The following is a 16,070-nucleotide window of genomic DNA, read 5'->3' as shown; positions in this document are numbered from 1 at the left end:
GGCGGTCCAGTTGAAGTGACCGATGCCCAGTACGCTTGAGGCGCTCTGGGTCAGCGCACTGCCGGCCATGGCACCGTTGCACAGTATGGTGACTTCGTATCGGCGGGTACCCAAATAGATCAAACAACGTTTTTGATAGTCTGAATCAGGCAGCCCGTTTTCTGACAATAGATAACATTCTGCTCCTTTCCCAAAATGATGGTTGGAGGAAATTCAAACACTGCTATCAACTCATCAAAATTTATGGGGTTCGAAACGTGGCAGAAATATCCATCACGATTACTCCCCCATCGATACGCATGCGCCAAAGAATTTCCATTGGCTAGCAGATAGTCAACGACAACCTCCAAATGTGCATGCAGTGACACCCCTGAAGGTGCATCGTCATAAATTTTAATTTTACTCATAATATTACCTTTCGCGTGGCCACAAATAAAACGGTGTACTTGTATTTGTCATCCGCTGAAACTCAAGCGGCCTCAGAAATTGATGAAATTCCTCGTTGATGAATAGTTGCGGCAACGCTGGATAGCCTCCTGGGTTCAGCACCGGATTGGCGGTTGCTCGCCCAAAGGCCACTTGCCCTGCTAAAATGATATCAGTTGTTTCAAAAAATTGAACAACTGACTTGAAATCTGAACGCTGCAAGCCGGAAATTGGATCTTTTCCTGCATAAATCTGCAATCCCTGATTCAGTCGATTCGCATCTATGGAGCCATCAGGCAAGGTTGCCCGTCGGATCGCACTTTCAGTCGTGAAGTACTCCGAAATCGGACGACCATCTTCACGGAATGTCACGTGAGCAACACGCTTTCCTTCATTAAGTTGGATATTGCGTAACCTGTCCACACCTTTATACGGAGCAACCCCTTGGTAATTTGCGGAGCGCTCAGCAGCAGTTAACGCCCTGACTTCAGTGCTTGGCTCCCCGACCCCACCAGCATAGCCAACGGCCCCCTTCCCCCTCAACCCAGCTACAACCCGCCCTCCCACAGACCCGGCCGCAGCCCCACCCATTGCCCGGCCGATCTGCTCCGCATTCAGTTCACCGGGGTGAGCCAGATAGTACATTCCGACAGCAAACTGCCGTGGAATCCCCGCGATGGCACCCATCGTGCCGCGTACCAGTTCCACATTGCGTGCGGCTGCGCCCCGGTCGTCTATCAGCCCGCCACTGGCTCTGGATGCCATGAAATACATTTGATCCGACAGGATCTGTCCTGTGCCAATCAATGCATCCTTCAGCGCTTCGCTGTAGGCATCCCGCGCTCGCTGCATGGCTCCCGGTTCGTCGCCCGGAGGCAGCCGCGATGCCGTCACCACGATCTCATCCAGCATCGCTTCGCCATTCAGCGAGACGTCCGCCCCCCGCTCCAGCGACTGCACCTCGGCAATCGCCGTCTGCCGCCTGCGCTCCTGCTGGCGCCAGGCGGTTTCCGCTCGCGCCTGCAGTCCTCCATCGTCCCGATAGCCGACGGCGTCGTTCTGGCCGGCCACTTCCCGCAGGATCGCTTGTGGCTGCCGCTGTTGCTGTTGTTCCCGGTCCCGTTCGACGGCCGAACCCACCACTTGATGGCCGACGTTGTTGCCGAACGATTCCGCCGCGATCCGGCCCCAGTTCGGCCGCACGCCATGAACAAGGGACTGGGCTCCGCCCGAGGCCATGCTCTTGAGGGTGCCGCTCAGCAACGGCTGCCGGAGTCCTGCGGCATGCAGGCCCTTGCCGACGCTGTGGCCAAGCACCGCACCCGCACCGGCTGCAGCGACGGCGGTCCAGTTGAAGTGACCAATGCCCAGTACGCTTGAGGCGCTCTGGGTCAGCGCACTGCCGGCCATGGCACTGGCGGCGATGGCGGCCCATTCTCCAGCGGCCGCCCCCACCATCTGCCCGAACGGCCCCCCGGTAATGGCTGAGCCGGCGCCGGCACTCAGTGCCGATACGCCGACCTGGCCCCAGTCGAACCGCTTTTGCTGGCCACTGGCCATGGCCACGCCCTGACCAACAGCACAGCCGAGTTTTTTAATAAATTAAGCTACTAACACTGAATGGCAGTGACGTACTCATCCGAGCATTAATTATTAATAGCCACAGTTAATTTGCAGCGCTTAAATATTTAAGAAAATCTCAATAGCTAAATTTTCGTAAACACTTGCTGGCGGGGCGTCTGAAGATATCTATTGTTTTTAACATGAAATTTTTTACCAATTTTTTCGAATGCCACATCAACTCATCTCGTGACATAGGCGACTATTTCCTCTGAATTCAATCGTGAATTCGACTCTCCTGACGCATCTAAATTTTCCATTACGGGAGTGCCGTCCACCAGTTCTTCAGATAACTCCAGCCCTAGAAAATTGTGCGCAGGGCCTGTAATTCTAATCATTTTATAAAGTGGCGATTAATTAATAAATTTCATTTATTACCTCAATAAGGCAAAGACAAAACAAATACTTAATCGATAACAATGCTCCATTGTCCACTTTGAGCTTCCTCAACAGTCAATAAAATTGAATCATATGTTTCAATTGCACTCTGATTTTTGTGCTCAGTCCAATTAATAATTTCACGCGAGCCAATAAGAGTAATTATTTGACGAATATTTTTTCCAACCATCAATTTAGCTCGATGTCCCTCCAGCAAGCTGGTGAAACGTCCTTCGCATGCTATAACACTTATGCCATTAGACAATCGGAAAACATTTTTAATCACATACTCTTTTTCCATTTTAAAGTCCTTTATCTCTTAGCATTTGAAGAATGCGAACATCATCGGCACTCAGCCCAAGCATTTTCTGATGCCGAATCATAAAGTCTTTGACATGCGTCTCAGCGCTCCCAAAACCGCTAGTACCTAAGCGATCAATCACTCCAAGTCGAGATTGAGTTCCGTGCAAAAATTCCTCGAGAACAGCAACTTTACTTGGACTCTGTCGTACAATAATACTTGTATTATTAATACCACCCACAGAAGCTTCAGCACCAAAATAATCCAGCATTCGCAAATCATCCGAGCCTGGCATAGCAATAATTAAGGAGCGTTTATTACCAACCGCAGCAAGCAGTTCCTGAGAAAATGGCTCAATCCCCATTAACTCGCTTGGGCTGCGCAAATATTAAAAATCGTAGCGCTCGGGCCACCTTCTCCTCCACCAGCATAGCCAACGCCCCCCCACATACCCAGCCGCTGCCCCGCCCATCGCCCGGCCGATCTGCTCCGCATTCAGTTCACCGGGATGAGCCAGATAGTACATTCCGACAGCAAACTGCCGTGGAATCCCCGCGATGGCACCCATCGTGCCGCGTACCAGTTCCACATTGCGTGCGGCTGCGCCCCGGTCGTCTATCAGCCCGCCACTGGCTCTGGATGCCATGAAATACATTTGATCCGACAGGATCTGTCCTGTGCCAATCAATGCATCCTTCAGCGCTTCGCTGTAGGCATCCCGCGCTCGCTGCATGGCTCCCGGTTCGTCGCCCGGAGGCAGCCGCGATGCCGTCACCACAATCTCATCCAGCATCGCTTCGCCATTCAGCGAGACGTCCGCCCCCCGCTCCAGCGACTGCACCTCGGCAATGGCCGTCTGCCGCCTGCGCTCCTGCTGGCGCCAGGCGGTTTCCGCTCGTGCCTGCCGTCCGCCATCGTCCCGATAGCCGACGGCGTCGTTCTGGCCGGCCACTTCCCGCCGGATCGCTTGTGGCTGCCGCTGTTGCTGTTGTTCCCGGTCCCGTTCGACGGCCGAACCCACCACCTGATGGCCGACGTTGTTGCCGAACGATTCCGCCGCGATCCGGCCCCAGTTCGGCCGCACGCCATGAACAAGGGACTGGGCTCCGCCCGAGGCCATGCTCTTGAGGGTGCCGCTCAGCAACGGCTGCCGGAGTCCTGCGGCATGCAGGCCCTTGCCGACGCTGTGGCCAAGCATGGCGCCCGCACCGGCTGCTGCGACGGCGGTCCAGTTGAAGTGACCAATGCCCAGTACGCTTGAGGCGCTCTGGGTCAGCGCACTGCCGGCCATGGCACTGGCGGCGATGGCGGCCCATTCTCCAGCGGCCGCCCCAACCATCTGCCCGAACGGCCCCCCGGTAATGGCTGAGCCGGCGCCGGCACTCAGTGCCGATACGCCGACCTGGCCCCAGTTGAACCGCTTTTGCTGGCCGCTGGCCATGGCCACGCCCTGACCGGCCAGCGAGCCTGCTGCACCTCCGATTGCGGCTGCCGCGATCAGGCCGGCGCTGAGTCCGATACCGGCACTCAGGCCACCGGTCAGGGCGGCGGCGCCTGCTGCCATTACCCCCATGCCTGAAGCGACTGCGCCCATTGCCACCGCCGCTGCACCAGCGGTGAACACAGTCGCCACCACGGCAACTATGATGATCAGCGCCTTGCCCATGACGCCGCAGCCACCACTGCTGCCACCACTGCTCCCTCCTTCAATACGCGGTGGCGGCGGTGCATCCGGCAGCGTCGGATCGGTGTCGCCAATGGCTTCGCCCGGCTGGTACACGCGAACGGTCTCGCTGGTGTTGTGCAGGTTGCCGATCTTGTTCGGCACGTTCAGCCGCTGTCCGGCGACCAGGGTTTCGCTGCCGCTCAGGTTGTTGGCATCGGCCAGCAAGTACCACAGGCTGCGGTCGCCCCACAGCCGGCGAGCCAGCGTCTGCAGGGTGTCGCCGGACTGCACGGTGATGCTGTCCGGCGCACGGGCCGGGTAATGCGGGCCGACCGGTTCGTAGTTCTGGTCGAAATCGGCCGAGTTGATGGGCCGCCACTGCCGGTAGCGCTGCTTGCGGCTCTGTGTGCGGTCCTGCGCCAGCGCCTGGGCGTAGTCAATGCGCGGGTCGCCGTCATTGCCGACGTCGCCGATGCGCTGGCCATCCAGGTAGTAGTAGTCGTGGCGCAGGTTGAGGCGGTTTTCGCTGATCTCGTCGCGCTGCAGTACCAGGCCCTGGGCGTTGCTGGTGTAGCGGAAATGGCGCTGGCCTGCTTCGTCGCGCGCTTCCAGCATGTGGCCATTCTGGTTGTAGCGGTAGTGCGAGACGCCGGCTTTCCAGCCCGGGGCTTTGTTGTTGTATGGCTGGCTGGTCAGTGTCGACGGCTTGGCGCTATCCCACCATTCGTAGCCATACCAGGTGTCGATGGTGGTGTCGCCATCGATGCGATACGTCCGGCTCAGCGTGCCGTCGGCCAGTCGCTCGAACCAGGTCGACTTGCCATCGACGGTCTGCTGCGTTAGCAGATGGTCGGCGTCATAGTCGGACTCGGCCTCACTGCTGACGACACCGTTGGCGGCGTACTCGGTGTAATTGAGTGCACGGCCAAGCAGGTCGTTGTGCCGCCGGCTGCGCAGGACACCATCGATGTCGGTGTCGGTCAGGTGGCCGTTGGCGTCGTAGCGGTAGTGCTCCTGATGCTGGTCGCGGCCATAGCGGGCAGCAACCCGTTCGCCGGCCCCGTTGTACAGCACGGCGACGCCGTAGCGCCCGGTCTCGACCGCCCCCTCCTGCAGGCTGCCTTTGCTGATGACGAAGCGGTTCAGCGCATCATAGCGATACCAGTAGTCCTGATGACGGCGGGTGCCGTCGATGCCGTCGTGGTAGTAGCTGTGCACGCGGCGGCGGTTGCCGACCGGATCATACTGATAGCGGATGTCGAAGCGCGGGTCGTGGATGCGCACCGGCCGGTTCAGTTCGTCGTATTCGATTTCCGAGTACTGATGGAACAGGCGCTGGCCCGCGCTGTCCAGCGTGGTATAGCCTTCGAAGGTCTTGTTGCCCTCGGCGTCGTACTCATACAGCGTGTGACTGCCGACGGCGTGGTCGTCGATGCTTTTCAGGTTGCCGTTACCGTAATACTGGTAGCGGATGTCCTGGCCGCTGCTGCCGCTTTGCACGGCCAACTGACCGGCGTGGTCGTAACGGTAGTCGAACTGGCGCCCGCCAAGGTCGACGTGACGGACCGGGCGGCCGAACGGATCGCGGTCGTCGATCAGGGTACGGCCATTGGGATCGGTGCGGGTGGTGCGCCAGCCGCCGCGCCCATCCGCGATGTCGGCCACCCACTGGTAGTGGTAACGGATGTCGCGACCGGCTGCGCTGACGGTGCGGGTGACCCGGCCCAGGCTGTCGTATTCGGTGCTGGCGCGATGAACGGTTTCGCCATCCGGCGTACTCAGGTCGGCGATGCGCCGGCCGGCGGTATCGTATTCATGGCGATCGACGCCACGCTTGCCCTGCTGTTCCGGCCGTTCGACGCGCAGCAGCCGGTCCATGGCGTCGTAGTGGTAGTCGCTGCGCCGCCCGATGCCGTCGACCCGGAAGCGCTGATTGCCGAACAGGTCGTAGCCGGCTTCGGTCCGGCTGCCGTCGGCCCGGAATCCGGTCGTCACCAGTGCAGTGCCGGGCAGCAGGATCTGGCTGTTCAGCCGACCATTGGCGTCGCGGACGCCGACCGGGTTGCCGAGGGCGTCATGGTAGTAACGGGCGGTCGGTCGCAGTCGATAGGTGTTGCCGTCTTCGCCGGTGGCGCTGGTTTCGGGGTCGGTTTTCTCGATCAGGCGGCCGGCGCCATCATGGACCAGGTCGCTGATCCGCCCGAGTCCGTTCTGCTCGCGGACGATCTGGCCAAAGGCGTCGTAGTGCTGGCGACGGTGGATGGCCGCATCGCGGCGCGACAGCCCGGTGATGACCCACTGCAACTGGCTGCCATTCTCGCCAGCGCCGAGCCGCAGCGTGCCGGGGACGGACAGCGGGTCTCCGGTCGCGGTCAGCAGTGGCTTGCCTTCATGATCGAACAGGGCGTAGCGGTAAGCGTAGTCCTGCTGACCGCTGTCCGGCATCAGGCCACTGACGTCGAAGCGGAAAGTGCCGTCATCGTCACGCGCCAGCTGCACGCTGGCTTCTTCGGTCTCCCCCTTGCGCGCATAGTTCAGCTGCATGCTGACCGCCCCGGTCTGCGACGGGGCGAAGCGGACCTCGCTCGGAAGGTTCAGGCTGGTGTGCAACAACAGCCGGTTGTCGGTGCCGAGCCGGACCTGACCACGCGCGCGGTTGACCAGCCGCTGCTCGTCGCTGCGGATTTCGTATTCGAACTCGACGTTCAGGTCGCGGTCGCGGTTTGGCAGGACATCGGTGGCATCCCAGCGGAAACGGCCTTCCCCGGCTGCGACCAGTGTCGCCTGCTGCCAGTCGCTGCCGGCCGATAGCCGATAGCGCAGCGTGCCGTGCCGGCCGGCCAGCGGCTGGTTGTCGAAATGGACGATCTGCGGCTGATCGGCCCAGGCTGTCAGCGCCGACACGCTGTCTGCGTTGCCGGGAATGAAGTGCCCGACCGTCTTGCCGATCGGGGTACCGGCGGCATCGAAGGTTTCGATTATGTAGTCATGGCGGACGGCAGTGGTGGCGCCGACCGTGGAGGGCAGAAAGCTGAACCAGCCTGGCAGCAGAGATGCATCGATTTCCGCCGGCATGACTTCATGTGACGCCCCCCAGTCACCGCCTGCAGGTTTGATGCGCAAACGGGAACTGGCGGCGTTGCGCCCCAGTCCGGTCAGGTGCAATGCCCCAGCGCTGTCCATGAACGCCCTGCCGGCGCCACCCAGCGTATGCGGGATCTGCTGCAGGGTCGCCCCGTCCTCCCCCAGTTTCATCCGGCCAGAGGCTGAATTGACGATATGACCATTATCATCCAGCGCCTGGTAGTGGAATTCGTACTGACCCGGCGGAATGGCAGACCAGTCGCAAGCGAAGGTGCCGGCCCACTCCTGCCCGTTGTAGAACAGCGGTGACATGTCTGTCTGGGTCCAGCCATGATTCTGACCTGCCAGTCGGTAGTGCAGCAACAGCTGAGCAGCACCGAGCGGTTGGGCCTGGGCCAGGATCAGGTTATAGCCAGCCTGACCGTTCAATTGATAATCGTAGCTGCCACTGCGCGTCAAAAATTGCCGATTATTAGTTACTGTTTTGATTTCAGAAAAAACCCGCACGTCACCATGCGGGGTGGTTTTGTATACGCTGACAATATAATGATATTTGACCTCCCCCCTGACCACATGATTCACGATGGCATAAATGGGAATAGATGCATGCAGATAATAATGTTTCCTGACCCCGGGTAAACCGTCCACCAGTATCGGCGTGGCATAACCAGTTTCATCTCTTTCATTAATTGAGACATGCCTGTTCAGGGCAAAGTTGGAGATGACTATCTTGAATGCCCCATCACCCAGTTCCTTGAAATCCGAATGGAGCTCGATCCCGACGTCGGCGATGTTCGCGTGACTTCCCGGCTGTCTGTTGTAAGGATTGGCGGGAATGTTCTTTAGCTGAAGCCGGGCCTGGGCCGGGCCCCGGCTCACCACCACGACCTGTCCCGACGCCAGAGGACTCGTCTCCGCCCTCTCCACTGCCCGGCCTGACGGACCGACCGTGACCACGCCGCCGCCCTGCTGCGGCACGACGCTGTGCCACTGTTCGATCACGATCCGCTCGCGCGCCTGTGCCATCTTTGGCTGGTAGCGATCGGTCAGCCGGTTGCTGGCGTCGTAGACCGAGATCGTCCGTTCGACGTCCTGCCGGGCCAGGATCTGTTCCATTGTCAGCGGACGCAGATCGACCGTGGCCGAGCGCAGCGTCAGCGTCACGTTGCCGTTTTCGTCATGGACGTAGGCGGTGTTGATGCCGTCATCCAGGTTGCCCTTGATCAGCCGGCCCGCACCGTCGTATTCGGCGTATTCCTGCCACTTGCCGCTGTCGCCAACCCGGATGCGTCGCGCCACGACCTGGCCCCAGGCGTTGTAACGGGTGTCGTGGCGCAGCCCGCTGCCGAGGTCGTGCCGTTCGATTTCCCGACCGGCGGCGTCGTTGCGGTACACGGTCCAGTCGACATGACCCGCACTCGCCCGCAGGCCGTGATAGCTGCGGTGACCGCTGGCGTCGTAGCCATAGAGATGGGTGCTGCCATCGGCGCGGTCCTCGCGCTCCAGCTGGTCGTTGCTGCTGTACCGGTAGCGGGTGACGCGGTCATCGGTTTCGCTGTGCTCGTCCCCACCACGCCGGATCTGGCTGTATGGCCGGTGCAGGAGGTCGTACTGGTAGTCGGTGGCTGGTCGTCGCAACCGGCCCTGCTCGTCCGGTCGCGCCACGTCCTGGTGGCTGATCTGCCAGCCGTTTGCCCAGTAGTGCCAGTCCTGCTGGCTACCACTGGCATCAATCTGCCGGATCACCTGGCCAAGGCCGTTATGGAGGTAACGGGTGCGGGTCGTGGTGCGCTGCTCGTCGATACTGCCGTCCCCGGCATCGACGCGGCTGATGGCCACGTTCTGCTCGCGTTCCTCGACCACCCGGTTCATGCCGTCGTAGTCGTATTCGCGCACACGGTCGTCGGCATGGACCGGCGGCAGTGCCGCAATGGCGCCGGTCCGGACCGGCTGCAGGGTCGCGTGGCGGGTTTCCCGCGTCACGTTGCCAAAGGCGTCGTACTGCCAGGCCGTCACCTGGCCGCTGGCATCGATTTCCAGTCGCTTGTGGCCGCGCCGGTCGTAGTCACGCTGCAGGCGGTTGCCGCGGGCATCGGTCTCACCCACGATATTACCGGTCGCGTCGTAGTCGACGCGGCTGATCAGGTCGGCGCGGGCGATCCGGTAATTGCCGGTATCGGCGTCGATACTGCCGATGCGCTGGGCGGGAACAAGGGTGGCAATGCGCCGGTTCAGTGCATCGTAGTGGTGGCGGGTTTCCCGCCGCATGGCGGTCATCCGCAGGACCGGTCGCTGCCCGTCCGCCGGCAGGTCGACGGTCCCGGCATGGCGCGCGTGCCAGAGTGGCTGGCCGGCGTCGTTGTATTCCCACTCGCTCAGATAGCCGTCCGCATCATGTTCCGCGACCTTGCGGTCGAGCACGTCATACCAGGCACTGCAGGTGCGACCGCCGTAGTCGGTGATGGCAATCAGATTGCCGCGCGAGTCGTAGCGGCGGGTTTCGGTCGGTATCTGATAGGCGTTCCGCACGCCGTCCAGGTCGTAAACCAAGCGCGCGTCACCACTGCGGCTCAGTTGCCGGCCCGCACCGTCGTAGGCAAAGCGGGTACTGCGCTGACCGCCGGTACCGGCGGCGTCGATCTGTTCGATCAGGTTGCCGCGCGTGTCGTAGCGGTAGCGGGTAGTGACCGGCATCGTCTCGCCGTTCGTATTCTTCCCGACCAGCGGCTGCTGTTCCTCCACCACCCGGCCGGCGCCATCATGACGGTAGTGATAGTGGCCGCCGAGTTTGTTGACGAACAGGATCCTGTTGCCCAGCGCGTCATGGGCCTGTCGCTCACTGTGGCCTGCCGCATCGGTCAGCCGGGTCTGCCGGCCGCGACGGTCGTGTTCGATAACGGTGATCTGATCATGGACATCACTGACCGGATCATCGCCGTCAACCACTGCTCGCGCATGGCGGATCAGCCGGGTCAGCGCCCCGAATGCGTCGTACTCGCGCCGGGTCGCGTAGCCTTCCGGGTCGAGGTGGAGGACTTCGCGGTTGCTGGCGTCGTAACGGAAATGGCCGCTGTACCCTCGCGCATCGGTAAGGGTCAGCGTATTGCCGAAGGCATCGTAGGCACGCCGGGTCTCGCCGCCCAGCGCATCGATCAGGCTCAATTCGCGCCCCAGCGGGTCGAAGCGCCGTTGCAAGCGCGGTTCGCCGCTGGCGCCCAGCTCGGCCACACGCTGGCCAAGCGCATCCAGTTTGTAGCGGACAATGCTTTCCGCCGGACTGCCGGCACCACGCGTGACCGCCACCAGCCGGCCGGCGCTGTCGTAATCGTGCCGGGTGGTCGAAGCCTCGTGATCATGGCCACGCACGGTTTCCAGCAGGCGACCGCCCGAACTCCAGCGCTGGCGGGTCGGGTTGCCACTGCCGTCCTGCAGCAGGACCGGCCGGCCCAGGACGTCGTAGTCGGTGGTCTGTTTGGCGTCGCCATGGCCTGCCACCGGCCGCGCGCCGCTGTCGATACCGGTGTCCGGCACATGGGCATAGCGGATCCGGGCCAGCAGGCGGCCGGCCTGGTCGTAGCGTGACTCGCTGACCGCCCCGGTGCCGTCCTGCTGCCAGACCAGCCGGTTGGCTGCATCATGGATCCGGTGCTCGATCCGGTCGCCGGCATCGTCCGCCACCGTCATGTCATCGGTCGCCGGTCGCAGATGGTGACGAACCCGCGTGATATTGCCGTTGCCGTCGTGCCACCAGCGTGTCATGCCGTGTTCGGCATCGCGGTGGGCGACCCGCCGGTCGTGGCGGTCATACTGGTAGCGGTCGGTCCGGTCGTGCCCGCTGCGGGTGGCAAGCGGCGGTGCCGCGCCGTCGCGAGTGACGGCATTGGCAAAGCGGGTCTCGGTGACAAGATTGTGGTTGCCGTCGTATTGCCACTCGGTCAGGTAGCCGGACGCATCGACAAGATGGGTCCGGCGGCCCAGTGCGTCATGCCACTGCCGGGAGCGACGGTCGCGATCGGGGTCCGGCCGCAGCCGCGCCTTCAGCTCTGCGCTGTCGCCCGGCGCCAGACCGGTCAGGTCGATCCGGCTGGCGTAGGCGGTATGGACCGTTTCACGGCCATTGGCATCGTACTGATAGCCGTGAACGCTGCCGTCGGCCGCCACCCGCCACTGCAGACGCCCGGCCCGGTCATGGAAGGTCAGCGTACGCTGGCCCAGTGCGTCGGTGCTTTCCTGCAGATTGCCGTTCTTGTCATAGGCCTGCGTGGTCCGCAATCGCAGTCCGTGCGGGTTGACCACGGTTTCGAGGAGGCGGCCAAGCAGGTCATAACGGTAGGTGGTGATGTCCTCCCCGCGGCCGGTCGCCTGCTGCAGCACGCGCCCCTGCGCGTCGTAATTCCAGGTTGAGACCAGCGACAGCTCGCCAGGATCGACGACGGTCACAATCACGCGGCCGTTACGGTCGTACCTGGAGGTACTGACCACGCCATCCGCCCCGGTGGTCCGGACTTGCCGACCCAGTGCGTCATGAAGATAGGTGCGCTGCAGCGCCAGCCCGTCCGGATCGACTGTTTCGCCCTGCAGGCGGCCGGCGGCATCATAGTGGTAGCGGGTCGGCGTGCCGCGTCCGTCACGGCTTTCGATACGCTGGCCGGCACTGTCATGGAGGTAGCGGGCCCGGATGTCGCCATCGCGGGTTTCCCGGATCAGCCGGCCGTCATGGTCATATTCGAACCCGGTTTCCAGCCCGCGCCCGTCGAGGTGCCGGACCTGCTCGCCATGGCGGTTGCGGGTCGTCATCTCGCGGCCCAGTCCGCCGGGCCGTTCGATGAGGACGGTACCGGCGGCGGTGTCGTGCCGGGTGGTGCGGATCCGGCCTGCCGCATCGATATGGGCAATCTCGCGGCCGAATGCGTCATGTCGCCATTGCTGCTGGCCATTCGCATCGTGATGGGCAATCCGCCGGCCCAGCCGGTCATACTGGTACCTGTCGGTTTGCTGACGGGCATCGAAATCGGCGATGCGCTGGCCAAAGGCATCGTAACCGTGCCGGGTAAAGCGGTTCAGCCCGTCAGGATCGGCACGGGTCGAGGTCAGCCGCCCGCGCAGGTCGTAGTCATGGTCGGTGTCGAGCCAGCGCCCCTCCCCTTGCGGATCACGCTGCCGGCTCAATTCACCAAAGGCGTTGTAGTGGCGGAAGGTGGCATGCCCCAGTCCGTCGCGTCGTACCTCCCACTGGGCATGCGTGCCGTAGCGGAAGCTGATGGTGCTGTCATTCACCGGTAGCGACAGCGCCGGGACCAGCGCCTCGATGTCATGGCTGGCACCGCCACGCAGCCCGGCCAGCACGCCGGCATCAAGCCGGCTGGCATAGCGCACGACGCGGATCTGGCGACCGAAGGCGTCATAGCTGTTGTGGCTGACTTCGCCCAGCGGATTGATGGTGTGGGTCAGCCGTCCGGCCGGATCGTAGTAGTACAGCGTCTGCCGTCCCGGGCCACCGACGCCGTCCGGACTCACGGTGGCGATGCGGCGACCACCGTCGTCATGGCGGTGGCGGGTGCCCCAGCGGGTCCAGACCGCTTCGATTTCCGCAGCAGGCGCATCGGCAGCCAGCGCCGCAAGGGCGTGGGCGCCCTCACCGGCGAGCACGGCAACCAGCCGGCCCCGGCTGTCGTGGCGCTGCAATTCGCGGCGACTGTCGTGCTCGCCGGCGATGCGTTCGCGGCTCTGCAGCCGGCCTTCGCTGTCGTACTGCAGCCGGGTAATCAGACCATTCGGGTCACGCTGCACGATCAGCCGCCCCAGTACGTCGTAACGATAGCGGGTGTGCTGGTCGTCGTGACTGGCCGGCGCCTGCCACGCAGCGTCACCGCCCCCTCCCCGGTGCGCATGGCGGATCTCGTCGCTCAGCCTGCCGGCTTCGTCATGACGGTATTCAGTCAGATAGCCCTCGGCATCAAGCCGGGCGATACGCAAGCCCCGGCCGTCATAGCGCTCGCGGGTGTGCTGGTCGGTCGCATCGACCGCCGGACGCAGCTGATCCAGGCTGGCCTCATGCCGCTGCACGGCATCGGTCCGTACCGCGTAGCGGGTGGTGCCGGTCAGCTGGCTGCTGCCGTCGTAGTGGTATTCGGTCAGAAAGCCTTCACCGTCGAGCCGGCCCAGCAGCAGCCCGTCGCTGTCGTGAAACTGGCGGATATGGCGCGCCTCATCATCCTGCGCCATCGGCGGCAACGGAAGCTCGGGCGCAGCGGCCAGCGCCGCCAGGGCGGCGGCATCCAGCACACGAGAATAGGCAGTGATGCCGACCACCCGGCCGGCGGCATCATGCTGCCAGCGGGTCACCGCGCCCCGGGCATCGACCTGCAGTTGCAGCCGTCCGGCGGCGTCGAACTGCCGCCACTCGGCCTGGTCGCGACCGACCCCGGCCAGCGGACGCACCTCGTCCAGCGTGATGTCGTCCCGCGCCAGTTGTTCGGCCATCACCGGAGTCGCGTAGCGCAGGGTACCGATGCAGCGGCCGACCGCATCGTAACGGTATTCGGTCAGCGTGCCGGCCGCGTCGATGTCGGCCACCTTGCGTCCGGCTGCGTCATACAGCAGGTGGCTGTGCTGGCCGAGTGGGTCGGTCTGTCGCCGCAGGCGCCCGGCCCGGTCGTAGTGGTAGCGGGTTTCGCCAAGGACGACCCCATCCTGCCGCAGGACCTCCGACAGTTCCCGACCGAACGGATCCCGGGTCTGTATCCGGGTCAGCCCGTTCGCCAGCGTCAGCGCGCTGTCGGCTCCGGTGTGGACGGTGACATTCTGATTGCCGAGCGCGTCGCGACGGCTGGTCTGCCGCCGCAGGCCGTCGTACTGGTAATGGGTTTCGCCGCCGCCGGCATCGACATGCAGCAACAACAGGCCCCCGGCATCGTGGACGAAGCGTTGTACCTGCTGCCGGCCGTCATCGAGGCCAAGCCCGGTGGCATCAAGCCGGGCGTAATCGATCTGTCGTGACAGCTGGCCGCGCAGGTCGTACTCGCTGTCACGGCGGCGAACGCGCGCCGGGTCCTGCGTCGCCACCCAGTCGCGCAGTTCGGCTTCGTCCGGCTGTGCCGACAGCGCTGCCGCGACCGCATCCGGATAACGCAGCTGCGTGACCGGGTGACCGTCGGCATCGTAGCGGTATTCGGTCACGCGACCGGCTGCGCTGATCTCGAAGCGCCGCCGCAGCCGGTCGTCGTAGACGTGGCGCGTGGTCTGCGCCCCGGCGCTGTCGGCAGCAATGGTCTGTGCCAGCAGTTCATTGCGTTCGCCAAAGCGCCGGCGCACGCACCGGCCATCCGGCCCGCGTTCCAGCACGACGTTGCCGCGCGCATCGTACTGGTATTCGTGACGGTGGCCGGCGGCATCGGTGCGGGCCAGCAGGCGCCCCGCCGCGTCGAACTCGTAACGCAGCGAACCGGCTGCGCTATCGACGCCGAGCAGGCGGCCGTGGGCATCGTGCTGCAGCACGCAGACCTGGCCGAGCGGGTCGGTCACGCTGGTGGTACCGGCAGCCAGGTCGTAATCGAATCTGGTGGTGCGGCGGTCGGTGGCGCTGCGCACGTCGCTGACGCTTTGCACCCGGTAGCCGTCGCCGATGCGGACATGGGTGAACTCCAGCCGTCCGCCGTCGCTGTGGTCGATGCTGGCCAGCCGTGCCGACTCGCCGTCGTAGCCATAGCGGGTCAGGTACACCAGGCCGTCGTCGGTCCGGCCATCCTCCGGTGTCAGGTCGGTTTCCACCTGCTGCAGCCGGCCGGACGCATCATGCCGATAACGGATGGCGATGTGCTCGCCGCGGGCATCCGTACTGCGCAGGGCGGCCAGGCGGCCGGCCAGATAGTCGATGTGCAGGGTTTCGCCGCTGGCACCGGTCACGGCACTCAGCCGGCCGGCATCGTCGTAGGCAAGGGTCAGCGCATGGTCGTCGGGATCACGGACCGCCTGCAACCGGCCGGCAGCATCGTAGTGCTCTTCGCGCTGGCTGTCGCCATCGGTCCACACGCCGGTGCCGCCGACCGGATCAAAGCGCAGCAGGTCATCGGCACCGCCGCCACTGCGCTCGACGTAGGCCGCGCGGCCGGCGTCGTAGCGCCACACCCGCTCGACACCATCCTCGTCGGTCCGGCGCACGCTGCTGCCGGGAGCATTCAGCGTCCCGTTCCGGCCATGCAGCCGGCGCGCATAGCCGAAGCGCCAGTTGTCGCCATCGTCGCGCTGACTGTTGTAGGAACGCAGCAGTTCGATATCCGGGCCGACCGACACCCGCATGTCGTCGCGTCGTCGCAACTGCAGCCGGCCGCTGGCGGCATCGACCCGTACCCGTTCTCCCCCCTGCCCGAACCCGCCCGCCCCGGCCAGATTGTCTGTCCGGCCGGTGTCCACCGCGATGCTGATCCCCGTCATGTGCCACGCTCCCGCCGTGTCTTCTGCAGAAGTTGTCCGCAGCGGACGAGGATTCATTTAGGGGGGGCCGGAAATTAATTTTGTACGGCGCCGGCGAGCCCGGTTTGGTGCATGGTGACGCACATGCCATAGTTTTCCCGTTTGCAGCGACGATCCACGGGA

General features: G+C 63.5%; 5 protein-coding genes. All 5 read right to left on the bottom strand.

Annotated features, from left to right (window positions below; all coding sequences use genetic code 11):
• Positions 1–119: 119 nt before the first annotated feature.
• The 5 genes from ACYVG8_RS07330 to ACYVG8_RS07310 all read right to left on the bottom strand — a co-directional run bounded on the left by ACYVG8_RS07330 (position 120) and on the right by ACYVG8_RS07310 (position 15,908).
• Positions 120–407, bottom strand: a complete 288-nt coding sequence (locus ACYVG8_RS07330; RefSeq protein WP_159076047.1) for a hypothetical protein — start codon at positions 405–407, stop codon at positions 120–122.
• Positions 408–411: 4 nt separating this feature from the next.
• Entirely contained in the window at positions 412–1,986 is a 1,575-nt protein-coding gene (locus tag ACYVG8_RS07325; RefSeq protein WP_460745292.1) for a hypothetical protein, read from the bottom strand.
• Positions 1,987–2,452: 466 nt separating this feature from the next.
• A complete protein-coding gene (locus ACYVG8_RS07320) occupies positions 2,453–2,725 on the bottom strand; it encodes a hypothetical protein (RefSeq protein ID WP_315385007.1) in 273 nt (90 codons plus the stop codon).
• Position 2,726: 1 nt separating this feature from the next.
• Positions 2,727–3,110: a hypothetical protein gene (locus ACYVG8_RS07315; protein ID WP_460745291.1), complete on the bottom strand. Its 384-nt coding sequence runs from the start codon at positions 3,108–3,110 to the stop codon at positions 2,727–2,729.
• A gap of 3 nt (positions 3,111–3,113) precedes the next feature.
• Positions 3,114–15,908, bottom strand: coding sequence for a LysM peptidoglycan-binding domain-containing protein (locus ACYVG8_RS07310; protein WP_460745290.1), 12,795 nt, complete (start codon positions 15,906–15,908; stop codon positions 3,114–3,116).
• Positions 15,909–16,070: the final 162 nt, after the last annotated feature.

It is taken from the genome of Microvirgula curvata (assembly GCF_054781615.1).
This window is presented reverse-complemented; position numbering and strand designations above follow the sequence as displayed.

Bases quoted from the DNA above. Each gene is read 5' to 3' on its own strand.
- ACYVG8_RS07330 (WP_159076047.1), bottom strand. From the start codon at position 407: ATGAGTAAAATTAAAATTTATGACGATGCACCTTCAGGGGTGTCACTG.
- ACYVG8_RS07325 (WP_460745292.1), bottom strand. From the start codon at position 1,986: ATGGCCAGTGGCCAGCAAAAGCGGTTCGACTGGGGCCAGGTCGGCGTA.
- ACYVG8_RS07320 (WP_315385007.1), bottom strand. From the start codon at position 2,725: ATGGAAAAAGAGTATGTGATTAAAAATGTTTTCCGATTGTCTAATGGC.
- ACYVG8_RS07310 (WP_460745290.1), bottom strand. From the start codon at position 15,908: ATGACGGGGATCAGCATCGCGGTGGACACCGGCCGGACAGACAATCTG.